The 20,459-nt window shown below is 70.6% G+C and carries 19 protein-coding genes; 11 read left to right on the top strand and 8 right to left on the bottom strand.

The annotated features are described in order from the left end of the window. Positions 1-4: 4 nt before the first annotated feature. Complete coding sequence (locus tag ACFY36_RS26255) at positions 5-466, bottom strand: response regulator (RefSeq protein WP_499748582.1); 462 nt, start codon at positions 464-466, stop codon at positions 5-7. A gap of 138 nt (positions 467-604) precedes the next feature. Here ACFY36_RS26255 and ACFY36_RS26250 point away from each other — a divergent pair, with 138 nt between their 5' ends. Both ACFY36_RS26250 and ACFY36_RS26245 read left to right on the top strand, forming a co-directional pair. Further along, positions 605-859: a helix-turn-helix domain-containing protein gene (locus tag ACFY36_RS26250; protein ID WP_499748581.1), complete on the top strand. Its 255-nt coding sequence runs from the start codon at positions 605-607 to the stop codon at positions 857-859. A 9-nt stretch (positions 860-868) separates the two neighbouring features. Beyond that, a complete protein-coding gene (locus ACFY36_RS26245) occupies positions 869-1,882 on the top strand; it encodes an NADPH:quinone reductase (protein ID WP_499748580.1) in 1,014 nt (337 codons plus the stop codon). On the opposite strand, the gene ACFY36_RS26240 is transcribed toward ACFY36_RS26245, so the two are convergent. From ACFY36_RS26240 to pseB, 6 genes are read right to left on the bottom strand one after another with little or no spacing between them, the layout of a single operon-like run. Then, entirely contained in the window at positions 1,879-2,886 is a 1,008-nt protein-coding gene (locus ACFY36_RS26240) for a PseG/SpsG family protein (protein WP_499748579.1), read from the bottom strand. The genes ACFY36_RS26245 and ACFY36_RS26240 overlap by 4 nt on opposite strands. Positions 2,887-2,888: 2 nt before the next feature. Next, the gene (locus ACFY36_RS26235; RefSeq protein ID WP_499748578.1) at positions 2,889-3,614 is read right to left on the bottom strand and encodes a cytidylyltransferase domain-containing protein; all 726 of its coding nucleotides are present in this window, start codon (positions 3,612-3,614) and stop codon (positions 2,889-2,891) included. Next, entirely contained in the window at positions 3,611-5,116 is a 1,506-nt protein-coding gene (locus tag ACFY36_RS26230) for a class I SAM-dependent methyltransferase (protein ID WP_499748789.1), read from the bottom strand. The genes ACFY36_RS26235 and ACFY36_RS26230 overlap by 4 nt, the downstream gene beginning before the upstream one ends. Continuing rightward, complete coding sequence (locus ACFY36_RS26225) at positions 5,116-5,943, bottom strand: hypothetical protein (protein WP_499748577.1); 828 nt, start codon at positions 5,941-5,943, stop codon at positions 5,116-5,118. Before ACFY36_RS26225 ends, ACFY36_RS26230 begins: the two co-directional genes overlap by 1 nt. A gap of 4 nt (positions 5,944-5,947) precedes the next feature. Then, complete coding sequence (locus ACFY36_RS26220) at positions 5,948-7,072, bottom strand: DegT/DnrJ/EryC1/StrS family aminotransferase (RefSeq protein WP_499748576.1); 1,125 nt, start codon at positions 7,070-7,072, stop codon at positions 5,948-5,950. Further along, positions 7,072-8,052, bottom strand: coding sequence for a UDP-N-acetylglucosamine 4,6-dehydratase (inverting) (gene pseB, locus ACFY36_RS26215; protein ID WP_499748575.1), 981 nt, complete (start codon positions 8,050-8,052; stop codon positions 7,072-7,074). The genes ACFY36_RS26220 and pseB overlap by 1 nt, the downstream gene beginning before the upstream one ends. A gap of 189 nt (positions 8,053-8,241) precedes the next feature. Between pseB and ACFY36_RS26210 the strand changes: the two genes are divergently transcribed. From ACFY36_RS26210 to ACFY36_RS26170, 9 genes are all read left to right on the top strand, one after another. Beyond that, positions 8,242-8,487, top strand: a complete 246-nt coding sequence (locus ACFY36_RS26210; protein ID WP_097328818.1) for an acyl carrier protein — start codon at positions 8,242-8,244, stop codon at positions 8,485-8,487. Further along, a complete protein-coding gene (locus ACFY36_RS26205) occupies positions 8,480-9,217 on the top strand; it encodes an SDR family NAD(P)-dependent oxidoreductase (RefSeq protein ID WP_499748574.1) in 738 nt (245 codons plus the stop codon). Before ACFY36_RS26210 ends, ACFY36_RS26205 begins: the two co-directional genes overlap by 8 nt. Then, a complete protein-coding gene (locus ACFY36_RS26200) occupies positions 9,214-10,443 on the top strand; it encodes an AMP-binding protein (RefSeq protein WP_499748573.1) in 1,230 nt (409 codons plus the stop codon). The genes ACFY36_RS26205 and ACFY36_RS26200 overlap by 4 nt, the downstream gene beginning before the upstream one ends. Further along, positions 10,440-11,474: a LuxE/PaaK family acyltransferase gene (locus ACFY36_RS26195; RefSeq protein WP_499748572.1), complete on the top strand. Its 1,035-nt coding sequence runs from the start codon at positions 10,440-10,442 to the stop codon at positions 11,472-11,474. Before ACFY36_RS26200 ends, ACFY36_RS26195 begins: the two co-directional genes overlap by 4 nt. Continuing rightward, positions 11,471-12,664, top strand: a complete 1,194-nt coding sequence (locus ACFY36_RS26190) for an acyl-CoA reductase (RefSeq protein ID WP_499748571.1) — start codon at positions 11,471-11,473, stop codon at positions 12,662-12,664. The genes ACFY36_RS26195 and ACFY36_RS26190 overlap by 4 nt, the downstream gene beginning before the upstream one ends. 51 nt (positions 12,665-12,715) lie before the next feature. Next, positions 12,716-15,025, top strand: a complete 2,310-nt coding sequence (locus tag ACFY36_RS26185; protein ID WP_499748570.1) for a hypothetical protein — start codon at positions 12,716-12,718, stop codon at positions 15,023-15,025. 59 nt (positions 15,026-15,084) lie between these two features. Continuing rightward, entirely contained in the window at positions 15,085-16,404 is a 1,320-nt protein-coding gene (locus tag ACFY36_RS26180; protein ID WP_499748569.1) for a sensor histidine kinase, read from the top strand. A gap of 28 nt (positions 16,405-16,432) precedes the next feature. Then, positions 16,433-17,077: a transcriptional regulator gene (locus ACFY36_RS26175; RefSeq protein ID WP_498693989.1), complete on the top strand. Its 645-nt coding sequence runs from the start codon at positions 16,433-16,435 to the stop codon at positions 17,075-17,077. Positions 17,078-17,489: 412 nt separating this feature from the next. Further along, a complete protein-coding gene (locus tag ACFY36_RS26170) occupies positions 17,490-19,637 on the top strand; it encodes an MMPL family transporter (RefSeq protein ID WP_499748568.1) in 2,148 nt (715 codons plus the stop codon). Positions 19,638-19,659: 22 nt separating this feature from the next. Here the strand turns inward: ACFY36_RS26170 and ACFY36_RS26165 are convergent, their stop codons facing one another. Continuing rightward, complete coding sequence (locus ACFY36_RS26165; protein ID WP_499748567.1) at positions 19,660-20,454, bottom strand: endonuclease/exonuclease/phosphatase family protein; 795 nt, start codon at positions 20,452-20,454, stop codon at positions 19,660-19,662. Positions 20,455-20,459 lie beyond the last annotated feature (5 nt).

Raw genomic sequence — 20,459 nt, 5'->3', positions numbered from 1 at the left:
TCAGTCAGTTGACTGCCTGTTGGCGCGTCTCCGACCAGCTCTTCCGGGCCGACTGCCGCGCCGCCGCGGCCACCGCGGCCGGGGGCCGGCTCACGCCGGGCCGGTGCCGCAGCAACCCGTCGAGCCGGGCGCAGAGCTCCTCGCGCTGAAAGGGCTTGGGCATGTAGTCGTCGGCCCCCGCGTTGATCGCGTGCAGGATCCGCTGATCGTTGACATCGGCGCTGACCACCATGATCGGCAGGAAGGCCGTGGCCGGCTCCCGCCGGAGCCGCTCGCACAGCTCGATGCCGCTCTCCCCGGGCATCCGCACATCGAGCAGGGCGGCGTCGATGCCGCCACCACGCAGCACGGACATGGCCGACGGCGCGTCCAGGGCCCGGATCACGGTGTGCCCGGCCCGCTCCAGCGCCAGGCTCATGAGCTCGAGGTGGTCAGCGTCATCGTCGGCAATCAGCACGGTGGGCACGCGGACCTCCAGGAGCCGCAGGAACAGCGATCACAGAGAAGTTCGGACGGCCCGCCGGATCACTGAGGTCGCCGAGCGAATGTGCACGTACGTGCACAACATCTAGAATGTGCGCGTACGTGCACAACGGGAGGTTCGATGCGGCTGAACAGTCCGGATGATCTGGGACGGTACGTGCGGGGCAGCCGTAAGGCGGCCGGCCTCAACCAGATGGCGCTGGCCGAGCGCGCCGGCGTCAGCCGGCGATGGCTCTCCGACCTCGAGGCGGGTAAGCCGACCGTCGAGGTCGGGCTGGTCTTCAGGGTGATCGCGGCCCTGGGCCTGTTCCTCGACGCGCGCCCGCAGCCCGAGCCCGAGATCGATCGCGACGCCTATCTCAGCCGTTGGTCCTAGGGTGGGGAGATGCGTGCTGCTGTGTTCCACGAGCCCGGTCCGGCGTCCGTTCTGACGATCGAGGAGCGGGATCTGCCGCCCGCCGGGCCCGGGGAGGTGCGGGTGCGGATCGTGTTGTCGGCGGTCAATCCGACCGACACCGGGACGCGGGCCGGCAAGGGTGTGCCCGATGGGGTGTCGCCGCCCCGGGTGCCCAACCAGGATGGGGCCGGTGTGGTCGACGCCGTCGGGGACGGGGTGACCGGGCTCGAGCCGGGGGACCGGGTCTGGGTGTGGGACAGCGGCTACGGGCGGGAGAACGGCACCGCCCAGGAATACGTGGTCCTGCCGCGGCGGCAGGTCGTGCGGATGAACGACGACGTTCCGTTCGAGGTGGGTGCGGCCCTCGGCATCCCGGCGCTGACCGCTCACCGCTGCCTCACCCTGGCCAGTGACGGGCCGCAGCGGCTCGGGCCCGGTGCGCTCGACGGGCGGACCGTGCTTGTCGCCGGTGGGGCCGGTGCGGTCGGCAACGCGGCCATTCAGCTGGCCAAGTGGGCCGGTGCGCGGGTGCTGAGCACCGTCTCGTCCAAGGAGAAGGCCGACCTCGCCGTGGCCGCCGGGGCCGACGCCGTCATCAACTACCGCGAGGAGGCCGTCGTCGCCCGGGTGGCCGAGCTGGCCGAGGGCGGCGCGAACATCATCGTCGAGGTCAGCACCGACAACCTGCCGATCGACCTCGACGTCGTGGCGCCGGGCGGCAACATCGCCATCTACGTCGGCGGCAAGGTGACCATTCCCAGCTTCAAGGCGATGCTCAAGAACGTCAGCCTCGACTTCGTGCTCACCTACACGACCAGCGCCGAGGAGAAGGACAACGCCGTCGCCGCCGTGGCCGAGGCCGTGAACGCCGGCGCTTTCCGGGTCGGCGAGGAGGCCGGGCTGCCGATTCTGCGCTATCCGTTCGAGCAGGCCGGCGCCGCGCACGAGGCCGTCGAGGGCAACGCCGTCGGCAAGGTCGTCATCGAGGTGACCCAGCCCTAACCAGCGGCCTTGGCCAGCAGCGCGTCGGCCACCCGGGAGACGCCCTGTCCGTCGACCGCGGCCCAGGCCTTCCGGGCCAGATCGGTGCGGAGGGCCGGGTCGGTCAGCAGCGTGCGCAGCGTGGTCACCGCGTCGGGGCCGAAGTGGCCGAGCTGCCCGATCCCGGCCGCGAAGCCGCGGGCGAGCGTGCGGTCGTACCCCAGGATCTGGTTGTCGACCACCCAGACCAGGGCGGCCGGCAGGCCGAGGCACAGCAGTTCCCAGGTCGACGTGCCGCTGGCGCTGACCGCCAGGTCGGCCCCGGCCAGCAGCTTCGGCAGGTCGTCGGTGGGCGGGATGATCTCGAAGCGCTGCCCCCCGGCCGGCGTCACCGCCTGGAGCTCCTGGCGCAGCTCCTCGTTGGCCCCGATGATCGTGGCGTCGAGCGGTGCTTCCGTCAGGGCCAGCAGCCGGGCGATCGCCGGCGCCGCGCGATAGGCGTCGGTGCCGCCGAAAAAGGCCACGACCTTGGGTGTACGCCCGGAGGTGTGCACCGGAGGTGAGAGCGGCCGCAACTGCCGCACCGAACCCCGCAGCAGCGCGTAGTCGAGCCCGGCCAGGCCGATCGCGTCCTCGACGTCGATGACCGCGTCCAGGTTCTGGTCGACGTAGATGTCGGCCGACTGCCCGCGGAAGTCGCCGTCGACGATGGCCAGCACCGGCAGCCCGGTCTTGCGGACCGCGACCGTGTGCTGCGGCGGCAGCGTGTACGAGTCGACCACCAGCGCGTCGAGCTGGAGCCGCTCGGTCGCCGCGACCAGGCCGATCTCGTCGAACGGGGCCGGGTGCCAGGGCAGTCCGCGCTGGGTGAGCTGGGCCTCGGCCCATTCCACGCCGCCCAGGTCGCTGAGGAACCGGACGGACACGCCGCGCGACACCAGCTCCTCGGCCAGGGCCACGCAGCGGACCAGATGCCCGACGCCGGTGCGGGCACCGGCGTCGCAGCGAATTCCAACGATCGTCACTGTTACGCCTGTACCAGGGCCTTCTGAAGGACGTGCGCGTTCAGCTCGGTGAGGTCGGGCCGGCCGGCCAGCCAATCGGTGAGCTTGCGGACCGAGATGGGCTCGTCGCCGAAGTGCTGGACGATCGCCTCGATCAGCTTCCAGTCGTCCTCGGTGTCGAGGGTGAGCCGCAGGTGCGACAGGTCGGGCTGAAGCGTCAGCCCGATCACGTCGAACTCCTCCGAATGGGTGTAGATGTACGACGTCACGTGCGTGCGGTGGTGCTCGGTGGCGAGCGCGTCGATCTCGCGCAGGACCGGCGTGCGGACCACCTCGACGTCCAGGCCGCGCGGCAGCGTCTTGACGATCGACGTGGTCATGTAATCGGCCTCGGCGGCCATGAAGACCCGGTAGGCGCGGGCGATCAGCTCCGGGTCGAGCAGCGGCGAGTCCGCGGTGAAGCGGAGCACGACGTCGCTCTCGTGTTCGTCCAGCACGCCCAGGAAGCGGTCGAGGACGTCGTCGACCGAACCGCGGTAGCAGGGCACGCCGAGGGCGGCGCACTCGGCCGCGACCGCGTCGTCGTCGGGCTCGGTGGTGGTGGCCACCACGATGGTGTCGAGGACACCGCTCTGCGCGGCGGCACGGACGACCCGCTCGAGCACGCTGCGGTTGCCCAGCTTGCGCAGCACCTTGCCGGGCAACCGGGAAGAGCCCATCCGGGCCTGGATGATGCCGAGGGTTGTCATGAAAGTCCTTTTCGAAGGCGATTGCGGGCCTTGCGGGCTACCCCGACTCCGAGTTTTGCAACACGGAAGCTCACGGAGCCGCTGAAGGCGGCGATCTGCATGCGGGCCTTGCGAAGTTCGGAGTCCCGGCGGTTGAGCTCGCGCTCGAACCACTGGGCGCGGGAGGCGGCGTCGGCCAGTTGCCGGCGCAGTGCCCGGATCTGTTCCTCGTGCTCCCGGCGCGAGTCCGGCAGCGGGGGTTCCTCGCCGGCGTCCTCGGTCTCCGCGTCGTCGCCGGGCAGTCCGGCGGCGGCGTGCAGGATCGAGGACAGGGTCGGAAGGTCGATGGCGGCCGGCCAGGGGTGCGCGTAGCCGCCGCCGAGCAGCGTCTGCGCGAACCGGCGGATCACGTCGGTCCGTGGCGGGACGCTGGGATCAAGCACTGTGTAGTTGTCCTCGTGGACCACCACGTTGTCGGCGGCGGCGCCGGGGTGCGCGGAGGTCCAGCCGGTGAGCAACCGCCGCACGATCGGAAGATCGTGCCGCAGGCAGGCGGCCAAGAGCAACTCCTCGAGCAGGCGACCTTCCGGCAGCGGCCCGTTCAGCGCGGAAAGGTCCTGACCAGCGACTTCATGGAGTACGCGCCGTGTCCACGCGCCGTCACGGCCGGGCGCCAGCTCGACCACCGGGCCGTCGCCGATCAGCACCGGCGGCAGGCTCAGGGCGGCCGCCGGGCGGGGTGCGCGGTGGGCCACGACGAGCCAGGCCGCGGCCAGCTCGGGGCCGAGCCCGCCGCGCACGGCGGCCGCGGCCAGCCGGCGCGGGTCACTCAGGACGGGCTTTTCGGTGTACGCCTTGGCGGCGGCGCTCGCGGTGACGGCGGCCAGCGCGTCGGCCGGCCCGTCCTGGAGCGCGTTCGGCGTGGCGATCAGCGTCGGGGCGGTCGGCTCGGGCCAGGCCGCGCCCAGCCAGTCGACGGCCAGGCCCTCGGCCGCGAGGCGGCCGGCCAGGCGGCCCGGGTTGCCGGGTTTGGTGTCGAACTCGCCCAGCGGGCGCCAGGCGCTGTCGGCCTGCGACGCGGTGGCCGAGGACGGGTCGACGAGCTTGTGCACGCCCAGCTCGTTCTCGACGGCCAGCAGCAGCGTGCCGCCGGGCCGCAGCAGGCCCTGGAGCGCGCGCAGGCTTTCCACCCAGTCGAGCTGGGCCCCCTCGACCGAGCAGAGGCGCTCGAGGCCGTCGAGGGCGACCACGACGTCGTACGACTCGCCGGTGACCTTGGGCAGGCTGCCGCAGAGCACGCGCACGCCGCGGCTCTCCAGCTCGATCGCGTCGGGCTGGGAGCGCAGCAGGCAGGTGACGGTGGCGCGGGCGGCGAGCGCGCCGATCAGCGCGGCGTCGTGCGGTCCGGCGACGAGCACCTCGGCGCCGTCGGGAACCTGCTCGGTGAGATAGCCGAAGAGGGCGCCGCCGGCGGGCGGGCGCTCCTCGGTGAAAGAGGGCATCTCGCCCCCGACCATTTGCATCACGCGGGCACCCTAGCCTTCGCGCTCCACCCGAGAATCACGCGGAGCTCGTCCGGCGAGGCGAGATATCCGTCGCCGAGCTCGCTCAGCGCCGACGGCCGGGCGACGGCCATGTCGAGGTGTTTGCCGTGCAGCTCGGGCCACTCGCGGCGGATCCGCTCGGCCATCGGCAGGTCTTCCCGGTCGAGGTGCATCGGGTCGCCGTAGACGGCCGGCTCGCAGCCGGCGGCCACGCCGTGGAAGATCGCGCTGCTCAGCCTGTTCGAGGCGACGCGCTTGTGCCGGCGCAGCTCGGCCAGCTGCTTGTCGAGGAAGAAACGGTCGGTGTCGAGCCACTGCTTGCCGCGGTAACCGTGGCAGACCACGCGGCCGTACTGCTCGTACGACTCCCGGACCTTGTCGTTCTGGAACTCGTTCCAGTAGAGGCAGAAGGTGACCGGGCCGTCCTCGGTCTCCAGGATCTCCTCGACCTGCCGCTGGTGATCGCCGAGGACCTGCTGGTTCTCCCAGCCGTGGAACGGATAGAAGATCGTGCCCTCGCGTGGGGGAGCGTCCGCCTCCTCGGGGCGCATGGTCAGCAGGTAGAGGAAGGGGGCGCCGATGACCGTGACATGCCGGCGCCCCATCGACCATGCCCGTCGCCTCGTGCGTTCCGAGTAGACGAGGATGGGCCGGCCCGGCACATAAGGCGTGCCGTAGCCGAGCCCGTCCACCACGTTCCAGCCGTGCTGCACGAAGCCGTCGATCCGGGGTGGATCGTCCGGATCGAGGCCGCAGTATTCCGCGAGGATGTGCGCGTGGCCGTAGAAGTGGTTGGCGTGGTGCACCCGTCTAGCTCCCGAGGATGGTCCGCAGCGCCTCGACGACTCGGTCCTGGTCGGCATCGCTGAGGTCGACGAAGAGCGGCAACGATAGCTCCTCAGCGTAGAAGGCCTCGGCGACGGGGCACATCCCGCGGCGGTAGCCCAGCTCCTCGAACGCGGGATGCCAGTAGACCGGGATGTAGTTGACCTGCACACCGATGCCCGCTTCGCGCAGCCGGTCGTACACCTCGCGGCGACGGCCGTCCAAAACCCGAACGGGGTACAGGTGACGCAGCGGGTCGACACCCTCACGCTGGATCGGCAGCCGCAGGCCCGGAACGTCGGCCAGCAGCGCGTCGTAGCGGGCGGTCAGCTCCTGGCGGCGGGCCTTGAACGCGCCGAGCCGCTTGAGCTGCGAGCTGCCGAGCGCGCAGAGCAGGTCGGGCAGCCGGTAGTTCAGCCCGAGCTCCTGCACCTCGTAGAACCAGCCGCCCTCGTCGGGGTGACGCAGCTTGGCCGGGTCTTTGACCATGCCGACGTTGTGGAACGTGCGGGCACGCTCCAGCAGATCGGGACGGATCGAGGCGACCGCGCCGCCCTCGGCCGTGGTCAGGTTTTTCGTCGGGAAGAACGAGAACGTGGTCAGGTCGGCCAGCGAGCCGACCGGGCGGCCGTTCAGCGACGACCCGATCGAGTGGGCGGCGTCGCCGATCAGCACCGCGCCCGCGCCCTCCGAGATCTTCCGGAGGGCGTCGTAGTCGGCCGGGTGGCCCGCGTAGTCGACCGCGGCGATGGCCTTGGTCTTCGACGTGACCAGCGACTCGACGGCGGCCGGGTCGATGTTGGCCGTGTCGTCCTCGATGTCGGCGAAGACGACCTTGGCGCCCAGCATCATGGCGGTCGAGGCCGTGGCCACGAACGTCATCGGGGTGGTGACCACCTCGTCGCCCGCGCCCACACCGGCCGCCGCGTACGCCGTGTGCAGCGCGGTCGTGCCGTTGGTGACCGTGACGGCCGGCGCGCCGGCCGCGGCCTCGATGTCCGCCTCGAACTGGGCGACGCGCGGCCCGGTGGTCAGCCAGTCGCTGCCCAGGGCCGCGACGACCGCCTCAGCGTCGGACTCGTCGATGGATTGCCGCCCGTAGGGCAGCATCAGTTCTCCTCGAGGAGGGCGCGCATGTCCTCGACCGACAGCCAGAGGTCGTTGTTGTCGGAGCGGTAGTTGAACCCGTCCGCCACCTCTTCGCCGCCCTCGGGGGCCTCGTAGCCCCAGCTGGCCACGACCGGCTGGACCACGTAGCGGTCGGGGAAGCGCAGCGTGCGGCGGCTGTCGTCGGAGGCGATCATCTCCTCGTGCAGCTTCTCGCCCGGCCGGACACCCATCTCGTGGGTGGGCGAGTTCGGGGCGACGGCCTCGACCAGGTCGAGGATCCGCATGCTCGGGATGCGCGGGACGAACAGCTCGCCACCCTGCATCACGTCGAACGAGTCGACGACGAACTTCACGGCCTGGGGGAGCGTGATCCAGAAGCGGGTCATCCGCTTGTCGGTGATCGGCAGGCTCTTGCCCTCGGCGGCGAGCTTGCGGAACAGCGGGACGACCGAGCCACGGCTGCCCATAACGTTTCCGTAACGAACGACCGCGAGGCGCGTCGGGTGGGTCGCGGCGTAGTGGTTGCCGGCGATGAAGAGCTTGTCGGCGACCAGCTTGGTGGCGCCGTAGAGGTTGATCGGGCTCGACGCCTTGTCGGTGGAGAGCGCGACGACCTTCTTGACGCCCTTGTCGATCGCGGCGTCGATCACGTTCTGCGAGCCGTTGATGTTGGTCTCGACGAACTCCGAGGGGTTGTACTCGGCGGTGTCGACCTGCTTCAGCGCGGCGGCGTGCACGACGTAGTCGACGCCGTGCATGGCGCGCTCCAGGCGAGACTTGTCGCGGATGTCGCCGAGGAAGAAGCGCAGGCGCGGGTCATCGTTGAACATCTGCCGCAGCTCGTACTGCTTCAGCTCGTCCCGGGAGAACACCACGATGCGCTGCGGGTCAAGGTGGGTCAGGGCGTAGTTGAGGAACGCCTTTCCGAAGGAACCGGTCGCGCCGGTGACCAGGATCGACGATCCGCTCAGAACAGACACTTGATTTTCTCCCGGGGGGTGGGACAGGACGCAGTACGAGCCGGAAGCATAACCATCCGACCTGCCGATTCGCGGGTCAAGCTCAAACGATCACCGTAGTTCACCTCGTGTTCAGCTAGCATTGGCCCGGCCTTCATGAGCCACCGTCAGTTTTAGAATCCTCTGTCCACACCCCCTTGGAGTAACCCCGTGAGCGAACTGCAGAGACTGCGTGAGGCGTTCCGTACCGCCCTCGACCTTCCGGCGGACGCCCCCGTGGACGACCTGCGGTACCAGGACAACGAGAAGTGGGATTCGCTCGCGCACATGTCCCTGGTGGCGACCATCGAGGACGAGTTCTCGGTGATGATTGACACAGACGACGTCATCAACATGTCGAGCTTCCAGGAAGCGATCAGCATCCTCGGTAAGTACGGGATCAACTTCAATGAGTGACCGGGCGGCCCTGGTCACAGGCGCCTCCCGCGGCATCGGCAAGGCGACCGCCACCAAGCTGGCGGAGCGCGGCTACGACCTGGTCCTGCACGGACACGGCGCCGACGCGGTGGCCGCCGTCGCGGCTGAGCTGGGCGAGAAATTCGGCGGCACCGTGCTGCACGCGCACGGCGACATCGCCGACCCCGCCACGAGCAAGGCGCTGGTCCAGCTCGCGTTCCAGAATTTCAAGCGCCTCGACGCGCTGGTCGTCAACGCCGGCACGCACGCGGCCGGCATGCTCGGCATGACCGACGACGCCACCATCGAGCGGCTCTTCGCGGTCAACGCCACCGGCGCCGTGTTCACCCTGCGGGGCGCCGCGCGGCTGCTGGCCCGCGGCAAGAACCCGGCTGTGGTGCTGCTCTCGTCGATCACCGCGAGCCGCGGCGTCGCCGGGCAGGCGGCCTACTCGGCCTCCAAGGGCGCGGTGGCCGCGCTGGCCCGGTCCGCCGCCAAGGAACTCGGGCCCCAGGGCATCCGGGTCAACGCGGTGGAGCCCGGTTTCATCCGTACGGACATGCTCGACACCCTCGACGAGAAGGGCCGCGAGCAGACCGTCGGCGACACCGCGCTCGGCCGGCTCGGCGAGGCCGAGGACGTGGCCGACGTGATCGCCTTCCTTCTTTCCGACCAGGCCCGCTTCGTCACCGGACAGGTGATCGGGGTCGACGGAGGACTCAAGCTGTGAACCTGTTCCACCCCGGTGCCCGCGTCGTCGACGCGGCCACCGGCGAGACGCTGACCGAAGAGACCATCGAGGCGGCGGCCGCCGTCCTGGCTGAGGAGCCGGGCGGGGTGGTCTTCCTGCCGATCGAGACGACCATCGCGTCGATCGCCCGTTATCTGGCGGCGCTGCGGCTGGGCCGTCCGGTCGTCCTGCTCGACCCGGACGGCGACCACAGCGACCTGGTCGAGCGGTTCAGCACCACCGAGGTGCACCCCGACCTGGCGATCCTGCTGACCACCAGCGGGTCGACCGGCAACCCCAAGCTGGTCCGGCTCTCGGCGCCGGCCGTCGAGACCAACGCCGACCAGATCGCCCAGGTCCTCGACATCACCGCCGATTCGGTGGCCATCACCACACTGCCGCTCTTCTACTCGTACGGCATGTCGGTCCTGAACTCGCATCTGCTGCGCGGAGCCACGGTGGTCCTCGAGCGCACCGGCATCATGCAGCGCGACTTCTGGGCGGCCGCCGTCGAGCACAACGTGACCTCGATGGCCTTCGTGCCCTCGCAGTACGAGATGTTGCGCCGCCTGCGCTTCGACCCGGCGAAATATCCCACGCTGCGCAACCTCACCCAGGCCGGCGGCCGCCTGCGGGCCGACCTGGTCACCGACTTCGCCCAGCGGATGGCGAAGGTCGGCGGCCGGCTCTACGTGATGTACGGGCAGACCGAGGCCGCCCCGCGCATGACTACGCTGCCCCCGGAGCGCCTCGAGGAGAAGCTCGGCTCGGTCGGCCTCGCGCTGCCCGGCTCGCACTTCACCATCGAGGACGATGAGGTCGTCTTCCACGGCCCGAACGTGATGATGGGCTACGCCGACACCGCGGCCGACCTGGTCAAGGGCGACGAGCAGGGCGGCGTGCTGCGCACCGGCGACCTGGGCCGGCTCGACGACGAGGGCTTCCTGTTCATCACCGGCCGGATCAAGCGGATGGCCAAGGTCTTCGGTGTCCGGATCAACCTGGACGACGTCGAGAAGAACTTCCCGGTGACCGCGGTGGCCGGCGACGACAAGCTCGAGGTCTTCGCGGCCGGCATTTCGGACGACGAGGCCCGCACCCTCCGCACCAAGATCGCGGAGTGGCTCGGGACACACTTCACCGGCGTGAACGTGCGTAGTGTTGAGGCCTTGCCGCTGCTGCCGAACGGCAAGATCGACTATCGCGCGTTGGAGTCTTCGCTGTGAGTGTCTTCACCCTCCCTCAGGCCGCGAAGGAGGAGGTCCTTCTCAAGGAGCTCTCCGCGCTGGTCGAGCATCACCGGGAAAAGTGCGAGCCGTACGAGCGGATCCTCGCCGCTTCCGGCTACACCCCGGCCGACTCGATCGCGGGCCTGCCCTGGCTGCCCGTGCGGCTGTTCAAGAATCTCGAACTCAAGAGCATCCCGGACGACGAGATCTACAAGGTTCTGACCTCCAGCGGCACCACCGGCGAGGTCAGCAAGATCTACCTCGACAAGGAGTCGGCGGCCGAGCAGACCCGCCGCCTCGGCGCCACCGTGCAGAGCGTCCTCGGCCCCAAGCGGCTGCCGATGATCCTGGTCGACACCAAGGCCATGCTGAAGGACCGCAAGTCGTTCAGCGCCCGCGGCGCCGGCGTGCTCGGCATGTCGAACTTCGGCCGCAACCACGTCTGGGCGCTCGACGGTGAGGGCCACGTCGACCTGCCGGCCCTCAAGGAGTTCCTGGAGAAGTACGGCAATGAGCCGTTCCTCATCTTCGGCTTCACCTACCTCGTCTGGCTGCACCTCTACGAGGTGGCCCGCGACAACGGCCTCGACCTCAGCAACGGCATCCTGATCCACTCGGGCGGCTGGAAGAAGCTGATCGACCAGGCCGTCTCGCCCGAGGAGTTCCGCGCCCGGCTGGCCGGCGTCGGCCTGACCAGCGTGCACAACTACTACGGCATGATCGAGCAGATCGGCACGGTCTTCCTCGAAGGAAAGTCCGGCGGCTCGCTCTACTGCCCCGACTTCGCCGACATCGTGATCCGCAACCCGCAGACGTGGGAGGAGCAGCCCGTCGGCGAGCCCGGCCTGATCGAGGTGATCAGCACGCTCCCGACCTCGTACCCGGGGCACATCATCCTCACCGAGGACCTCGGCGTGGTGCACGGCATCGACGACGGCGACTGGCCCGGCAAGCGCTTCTCGGTGCTCGGCCGGCTCCCGCGGGCCGAGGCCCGCGGCTGCTCCGACACCTACCGGGAGGCGGCGTGACCACGATCAGGTACCGGTTCGGGGCCGAGGGCGACCTCACCGCCCCCTCGGCGGACCGGCTCGCCGTCGGCGACCCGCGGGTCGTCGACTTCCTGGGCAAGCTGGCCCGCAAGCTGCTCGTGCCCGCCGTCGCGCGGCGCCACCCGGAGCTGGGCTCGCTCGGCTTCTTCCTGCGCCCGGCCGAGCTGCACCGCGTGGTCAAGCACATGCAGCACGAGGACGCGCTGGTCTTCCCGCGCGGCAACGTCTTCCACGTGCCGCCGGCGAACGTCGACACGATCTTCGTGTACTCGTGGGCGCTGTCCGCCCTGGCCGGCAACCACAACGTGGTGCGCATCTCGGAGCGTTCGGCCACCGCGGCCGACACCATCCTGGGCGCGCTCAACGAGGTGCTGGCCGACTCCGACCCGATCATCGGCCGCACCCAGCGGATGGTCACCTACGGCCGCGACGACGCCATCACCGGCGCCCTCAGCAAGTGGGCCGACCTGCGGGTCATCTGGGGCGGCGACAACACCGTCGAGGCGATCCGCAAGCACCAGCTGCGCCCGTCCGCGCGCGACCTGACCTTCCCCGACCGCACGTCGTGGGCGGCGCTGTCGGCCACCGGCTGGCGCGCCGCCGACGACAAGCGCAAGCGCGAGGGCGTCCTCGGCTTCACCAACGACGCCTACTGGTTCGACCAGGCCGCCTGCTCGTCGCCCCGCACCGTGTTCATCGTCGGCGAGGACACCGGTGACGTGCGCGAGGAGTTCATCGAGCTGCTCATCGAGATCTCCGGCCAGCGCGGCTGGGAGATCGACGCGGCCATGGCGGTCGAGAAGAGGGTCAACGCGTACGGCCTGGCCGCCACCGGCGCGATCTCCTCGATGGCGTTCCCGGCCAACTCCGTGACCGCGATGTCGCTGGCCACCGTGCCGGACGCGCCGCGCCGCTGGATCGGCGCCGGCGCCTTCCCGTTCGCCGAGGTCGGCTCGCTGCTCGACCTGGTGCCGGCGATGAACCGGCAGGACCAGACGTTCAGCCACTTCGGCTTCGGCGCCGACGAGCTCCGCGAGTTCGGCCAGGCGCTGGCCGGCCGCGGCGTCGACCGGATCGTGCCGTTCGGCCAGGCGCTCACCTTCGGGTCGATCTGGGACGGCTACGACCTTCCGCGCGAGTTCACCCGATTGACGACGCTTTCCCTGTGACGGGGACTACGACCAGCCTCGGAACGTGACCGGGCTGATTACGCTCCCTGTGTGACAGCTGTTCTCGAGACCGCCGGACCCCCGGCGGTCTCGACTCGTTCGCGCCTGACCTCCGTGGCCCTCCGGGCGCTGCCGTGGCTCTTCCCGGCCGTGGCGCTCGTCGCCGGGCTGCTCCACACCGGTGTCTCCGTCGCCGAGATCGCGCTCTACACGGCGTACTTCGCCCTCGGCGTGGTGCTCCCGGGCACGCTGGCGCACCGGGCCGTGCGGGGCAGCCGGGGCAACCTGCCGGAAGATCTCGGGCTCGGCGCCGCCACCGGCATGCTGCTCCTGCTCGGCGGGTGGGCGCTGGCCGCCGCCCTCGACTGGTTCTGGCTCCTGCCCTGGTGGCCGGCGCTGATCGTGGCGTTGTTCCTGGCCGTGCCGGGCCTGCGGCGGCACTGGCGGATGAGCGAGCCGCGGCCGTTGCCGGTGCTCTGGTCGTGGATCGTCGCGGCCGGCCTGCTCCTGGTGGTCGTCGTGGCGTACCCCAACTGGATCCGAAGCCCCTTGCCGCCGGCCGGCGGAGCGCTCTATCAGGACCTGCTCTACCACCTGGCGCTCGTGCACGAGATGACCCGAGCCATGCCGTTCCAGGTGCCGCAGGTGGCCGGCGAGGCGCTGCACTACCACTATCTGAGCGACGCCGACATCGCCGTGGGCAGCATGATCACCGGCATCGACCCGGCCGTCGTGCTGCTGCGCCTGTGGTTCGTGCCGGTGGCCGGGGTCGCGATCTTCGTGTGCGCCGCGCTGATCCGCGAGCTCAGCGGACGCTGGTGGGCCGGAGCCGGTGGCGGTGTCGCCGCCATCCTCGCTTTCCCACTGCTGCTCGGCAGCCCGGTCACGCCGATCGGCGTGATCCCGATCAGTTTCGTCAGCCCCTCACAGACGTACGTCCTCGGTCTGCTCGGTCTTCTGATCCTGTTCGCCGTCGACGTGCTGCGGGGCCGTCCGCTGCGCTGGGGCTGGACAGCGATCTTCCCGTTGGCCCTGGCCGTCGCCGGATCGAAATCCAGCGCCCTGCCGCCGTTCCTGGCCGGGATGGCCGCCGCCCTGCTCATCGTGCTGCTCCGCGAGCGCCGCCGGCTTCTTCCCACCCTCGGCTTCTTCGGCCTCGTCCTGGCGGCCGTGGTGGTCGGCTTCCGGCTGTTCGCGGGCGGCGGCGCCGGCACGCTCAAGCTCGAGCCGCTCGCGGTCCTCTACTGGGTGGCGCCCTATCGGCAGACCCTGGGGCGGCAAGACACGATCGAGGTTCCGTACGGGGTGGAGCACGCCGGCCTGACCGGCGGAGTGTTCCTGGCCGGGCTGCTGATCTGGTGGGTGATCATGCAGGCGCCCCGGATGCTCGGCGTGGCCGGTCTCGCCGTCGGGCGCACCCGCCGGGAACCGGCGGCCTGGCTGTTCGCCGGCATGATCACCGCCGGCGCGGGCGCCGCTTACCTGCTGTGGCACCCGTCGGCCAGCCAGAACTACTTCTACCTGTGCGCGGTGCCGTTCGGCACGGTGCTCACCGCCTGGCTCCTGGCCGACCAGGCCCGCAGCCTGCGCCCGGTGGTGGCCGGCGCCATCGCCGGCGGCGTGTGGGCGGCCGTCGCCCCTCGCGTGCCCGCTCCGAAGCCGCCGACCAAGTCCGGATGGGCCTGGGCGCTGGCCGAGCCGCTCCTGCTCACGGCGGCCGTCGCGCTGATCGTCACCCTGATCGCCCTGCACCTGTGGCGGCGGCGGACCGGTCGCCTGGCCTGGCGGGCGGTCTTCCCGGCGCTGATCGCGGCCACCCTGATGGCCGGGCTCGTCGGCGGCGCCGAGCAGCAGGCGCGAGGCGTCGTGAGCGCGGTCAACTGGTCACACTCGCCCCGGCCCGCCCTCGACCGGCAACGGGTCATCCAGCCCGAGGAGATGCGGGCCGCGGCCTGGCTCGACCACCACGCCGGCCGTTACGACCTGGTCGCCACCAACGTGCACTGCCGTCCCATCGCCGGCACGCCCGAGTGCGACTCCCGGGCGTTCTGGGTGGCCGGGCTCGGCGGCCGTCGCACGCTGGTCGAGAGCTGGGGCTACACCGACTCGGCGGTCGCGGCCGAGGGTGTCGGCGGCAAGCGCTACATGTACCAGCCCGCCCCCGACCAGACCGCGTACCAGCTCAACCAGCGGGTCTTCGCCCACGGCGGCCCGGCCGACGTGGCCGAGCTTCGCCGCCGGTACAAAGTTCGGTGGCTCTTCGGCGACGACCGCGCCCAGGGCGGCGTCTCGGGGAATTTGGCGAGTGTGGCGACGCTCCGTTACCGTTCCGGGCCGGTAAGCATCTATCAACTAACGTGACGGTAGGGCCAGCCCTACCAAACAGACGGCGGTCAGCGGGATCGGAACAGGGGGCGCCGATGCCTAACGTCAAGGACATGACGACGTACGCCTCTCCCGCGCCCACGCAGGCCCCCGCCGTCCGGCTCCTGCGCCGGATCGGCATCGACACGCAGTACGTGCTCCTCGGCTTCCCGCTCGGCCTGGTGACGCTGGTCGTCTGCATGACCGGCTTCTTCACCGGAGTCGGCCTCGTGGTCATCTGGGTCGGCCTGCCGCTGCTGGTCGGCACCCTGATGGTCTCCCGCGGCTTCGCCACCATCGAGCGGGCCCGCATCGGGCCGGTCTTCGGCCACAAGGTGCCACACCCGGCGTACAAGAAGAACCCCGGTGGTGACCTGCTGCGCCGCACCTTCACGCCGATGTCCGACGGCCAGTCGTGGCTCGACATGCTGCACGGGATGTTCCGCTTCATCCCCAACACCATCGGTTTCAGCTTCGTCGTCACCTGGTGGACCGCCGCGATCAGCGGCCTCACCGTCCCGCTCTGGGACTGGGCCATCCCGGACGGCCCCGACCGGCACGACCTGCCCGAGCTGCTCGGCATGGGCGACGCCACCAGCACCCGCCTGATCTTCTACTTCGCCATCGGCGTCTTCTTCGCCGGCACGCTCTACCCGGTCGTGCGCGGCGCCGCCCTGATGGAGGCCTGGTTCGCCCGCGGCCTGCTCTGCGGCGTCAACGAGCTGCGCGAACAGGTCAACCAGGCCAACGCCGCCCGCGACGTGGCCCAGCAGCAGAAGGCGGCCGCCGTCTCGGCCGAGGCCACCGCCCTGCGCCGCCTCGAACGCGACATCCACGACGGCCCCCAGCAGCGCCTGGTCCGCCTCGCCATGGACCTGGGCCGGGCCGAGCAGCAGTTCGCCACCGACCCCGACGCGGCCCGGGCCACCGTGGCCGAGGCCCTCGCACAGACCCGCGAGACCCTCGACGAGCTGCGCGCCCTCTCCCGCGGCATCGCCCCGCCGATCCTGGTCGACCGCGGCCTCCAGGCGGCGCTCACCGCGCTCGCCGGCCGCTGCACCGTCCCGGTCGACCTCGACGCGCCGGTGACCGAGCGGCTCGACCCGGTGGTCGAGTCGACGGCCTACTTCGTGGTGGCCGAGGCGCTCACGAACGTCGCCAAGCACAGCCACGCCAGCGAGGTGCAGGTCACCGTCAAGCGCAACCAGGCCGGCCTGCTGGTCTCGGTCAGCGACGACGGCGTGGGCGGCGCCAGCCTGGCCAAGGGGCACGGCCTGGCCGGCCTGGCCGACCGGGTGCAGGCGGCGGGCGGACTGCTCGACGTGACCAGCCCCGCCACCGGTGGAACGCACCTCACGGCGGCCCTCCCCCTATAGACAGCTCCGCATCTGACAGCATGACGGGATGCGGGTGGTTATTGCCGATGACGCGGTCCTGTTGCGCGAGGGACTGGTGAGGCTCGTCGAGGAGAACGGTCACACTGTGGTGGCGGCCGTCGGCGACGGGCCTTCCCTCGTGTCCGCCATCGCCGAGCACAAGCCGGACGTGTCCATCGTGGACGTGCGCATGCCGCCCTCGCACACCGACGAGGGCCTGCGGGCCGCCGTCGAGGCGCGCGGCCTGGTGACCGGCACGCCCATCCTGGTGCTCTCCCAATACGTCGAGGTCTCGTACGCCGACGACCTGCTGGCCGACCGCATGGGCGCGGTCGGCTATCTGCTCAAGGACCGCGTGTCCCTGGTCGCCGAGTTCCTCGACGCCCTGGCCCGGGTGGCCGCCGGCGGCACGGTGCTCGACCCCGAGGTGGTCAGCCAGCTGCTGGTCCGCCGCCGCCGCGACGACCCGCTGCGCACGCTGACGCCCCGCGAGCGCGAGGTGCTGGGCCTGATGGCCGAGGGGCTGTCGAACACGGCGATCGCCCGCAAGATGGTCGTCACCGACGGCGCGGTCGAGAAGCACGTCCGCAACATCTTCACCAAGCTCCGCCTCCACCAGGACGACGAACAACACCGCCGGGTGATGGCAGTGCTGGCCTACCTCCAGGGATAGACGCTCAGGTCTACTGTGGTCGCGGCGGACAATTGGGCGCTCGCCTTTACGGCCGAGGTGGAGCGCGCCGAACGACTTCCTGCTCGGTCCCGCTCGGTGGTCGGTGTCGACGTCGGCATCCGGCATCTCGTCGCGCTGGGATCTCACTGCCGTCTGTAACTTGGCTGACCTTGCAGCTGAGTACCACACCGCCGGGAGTGGCCCGGTGGCAGGACGCGGTGGGCAAGCGGCTATGAAGCGTCAACCCGGCGCGGCAACAGCCGATCAGACCGGGACCGTCCCATCGCAAGGTGTGACTACCGACTTTGCGCTCAGCAGAGCGTACTGACAGGTAACGGTAGGGCTATCCCCACCATCAACAGGGGGGTCAAGGGGATCGAACGCCGTTCCTCTTCTTCATAGCGTTCTTCCCATGAATACCAGGGGGAACGTGAAAGGGATCGCGGCCCGTGCCGCGTTGTGGAGCGCCCGTCATCGGACGCTCGCGATTCTGGGCTGGATCGCTTTCGTCATCGGTGTGACCGTCCTCGCCGGACAGTTTCAGACGGTCGAGGCGACCGGCGCCGATCAGGGGCACGGCGACTCCATGAAGGCCGACCAGATCATCGACGGGGCCGGGTTTCCGGAGCAGCCCGCGGGCGAGATGGTCATCGTCCAGAACCGCTCGTCGTCCGATCGGGCGGCTGCGATCTCCGATGTGACCGCGGCGCTGAAGAAGACCGCGAACGTCGTGGACGTGCGGCCGGCCATCACGTCGCCCGACGGGCGCTCCTCGCTGGTCACCTTCGGCATCAGCGGCGATCCCGCCACGGCCTCCGACCGGGTCGCGCCGGCCCTCGACACGGTGGCTTCCGTTCAAGCGAAGCATCCCGGTCTCTACATCGCCGAGGGTGGTGACGCGAGCGGGGACAAGCTGATCGGGGAGGACCTCGACAAGGGGCTGCACACGCTGTCGCTGCTGTCGATCCCGGTCACGCTCGGCATCCTGCTCATCGCGTTCGGCGCGGTGGTCGCCGCGTTCCTGCCGGTGCTGCTGGCCGTCATGGCGGTGGTCGCGGCGATCGGGCTCCTCGCCTTCGCCAGCCGCTTCGCGCCGACGGTCGACACCACGATGCACGTGATGCTGCTGGTCGGCCTGGCCGTCGGCGTCGACTACTGCCTGTTCTACATCCGCCGCGAGCGCGACGAGCGGCGCAACGGCGCCGATCCGCACCGCGCCCTGGTCATCGCCGCGCAGACGTCGGGCCGGTCGATCTGGGTCTCCGGCCTCACCGTGATCGTGGCCATGGCCGGCATGTTCCTGACGTTCGACGCGACCTTCACGAGCTTCGCGGTCGGCACGATCCTGGTGGTGGCGACGGCCGTGCTCGGCTCGCTGACCGTGCTGCCGGCGCTGCTGTCGGCGCTGGGCGACAAGGTCGACGCGATCAAGATCCCCGGGCTGTACCGCAAGCGCAGCGACGGCCGGATGTGGAACGCCTTCCTCGGCGTGGTGCTGGCCAAGCCGCTGATCTCGGCGGTCATCGCGGTGGCGGCGCTGGGCGCGCTGGCCTGGCCGGCGCTGGACCTGCGGACGAAGGGTGAGGGAATCGAGGATCTTCCGCCGGACGCCGCGATCGTGCAGGCGTACAAGGCGGTCGAAGAGGCCTTCCCGAGTGAGATCTCGCCGGCTCAGGTGGTGCTGCGCGCGCCGTTCGACCAGAAGGAGATGGCGAACTTCGAGAAGGCGGTCGCGGCGAGCGGCGGACGTCTCGTCGGGCCGGTCGAGGTGGAGGTGAACCCGGCCAGGACGGTCGAGGTGGTCTCGGTCGGGCTGGCCGACAAGGACGACCTGCCCCTGCTGCGCGAACAGGTGGCGCCGGCCGCCTTCGGAGCGGACGCACTGGTCACCGGAGAGGCGGCGGGTGAAGCCGACTTCAACGCGCGGCTCAGCTCGAGCCTGCCGTGGGTGTTCGGCTTCGTGCTCGGACTGGCCTTCCTGCTGCTGCTGGTGTCGTTCCGCTCGGTCGTCGTGGCGATCACCGGGGTCGTGCTGAACCTGATGTCGGTGGCGGCGGCGTACGGCATGCTCGTCTTCGTCTTCCAGTACGGCCATTTCGAGAGCCTGCTCGACTTCCACGCGGCCGACGGGATCATCAACTGGATGCCGCTGTTCCTGTTCATCATCCTGTTCGGACTGTCGATGGACTACCACGTGTTCGTCCTGAGCCGCATCCGCGAGGGTCACGACCGGGGCCTGACCACACGGCAGGCGGTGCGCGAGGGCATCGGCCGCACGGCGGGCGTGATCACGAGCGCGGCGGTGGTCATGGTGGCGGTGTTCGCGCTGTTCGCCACGCTGCCGCTGGCCTCGACGAAGCAGCTCGGCATCGGCTTGGCGGCGGCGGTCCTGCTGGACGCCACGATCATCCGGGCCGTCCTGCTGCCGGCCGTGATGGCCCTGCTGGGCGAGAAGAACTGGTGGCTGCCGCGCTGGCTGGGCTGGCTGCCGCAGATCGCCCACGAGCCGCCGGCGACGCCGGACACCCGCGAGCCGGAGAAGGAGCTCGTCCCGGCCTGACACCGTTGCGCTGATCCTCGGCCTAGAGGTCGAGGATCAGCGCGCGATGGTCGGAGATCTCCGGCTCGGCCATGACCTCGAACCGCCGCACCGCGGCGACGTCGGAGACGAACAGGTAGCTGGCGTGGCGCACCGGCTTGGCGTAATGCGAGGTCCGGGTGTCGGCCTCACCGACCAGGTCGGTGAGGCCGATCTCGGCCAGCAGGCCGAAGGTCTCGCTGCCGGGCAGGAGATTGAAGTCGCCGCAGACGACCGTCACGTCGTGCGGTTCGCGGAACCGCTCCACCAGCTCGACCAGCCGCTCGGCCTGCCGGCGGCGGGCCGGGCTGTCGGCCTTGCCGGCCGGGTCACGCAGGCCGTGCAGCTGCACGACGCCGACCGAACGGCCGCCGGCACGGTCGACGGCGCGCACGGCGAGGGCGACGCGGGGACGGTCGGCGGCGTGCCACGCGAGGTGGTCGGCGAAGCGCCCGTGCACGAACGCGGAGTCGACCCCGACCACCGGGACGTCCTCGGCGACCAGCGTCGCCACCCCGAAGTCCTGCCGATGGGCGGCGCCCGCGGCGTCCTGGACGGGGCCGGAGTCGGCGGCCACGAAGATCGCCTGGTGGCGGGGCAGGGCGGCCCGGACGTCGTCGAAGAGGCCGGCCCGCTGGGGCAGGCTGCGGTGCTCGTCCTCGAACCGGGTCCAGCCGCTCAGCCCCGGAGTCCGGGTCACCTCCTGGAGGCAGACGATGTCGGCCCCGCTGCCCGGCAGCCAGGTGACCAGCTGGTCGAAGAGCGCGCCACCCCACGCGTTGACACTCGCGATCCGCACGCTCC

The sequence above is a fragment of the Actinoplanes sp. NPDC000266 genome, assembly GCF_042899005.1.
Classification (GTDB): Bacteria; Actinomycetota; Actinomycetes; order Mycobacteriales; family Micromonosporaceae; genus Actinoplanes.
The sequence above is the reverse complement of the archived record's forward strand: the minus strand, read 5'-3'. Positions and strand labels throughout refer to the sequence as shown.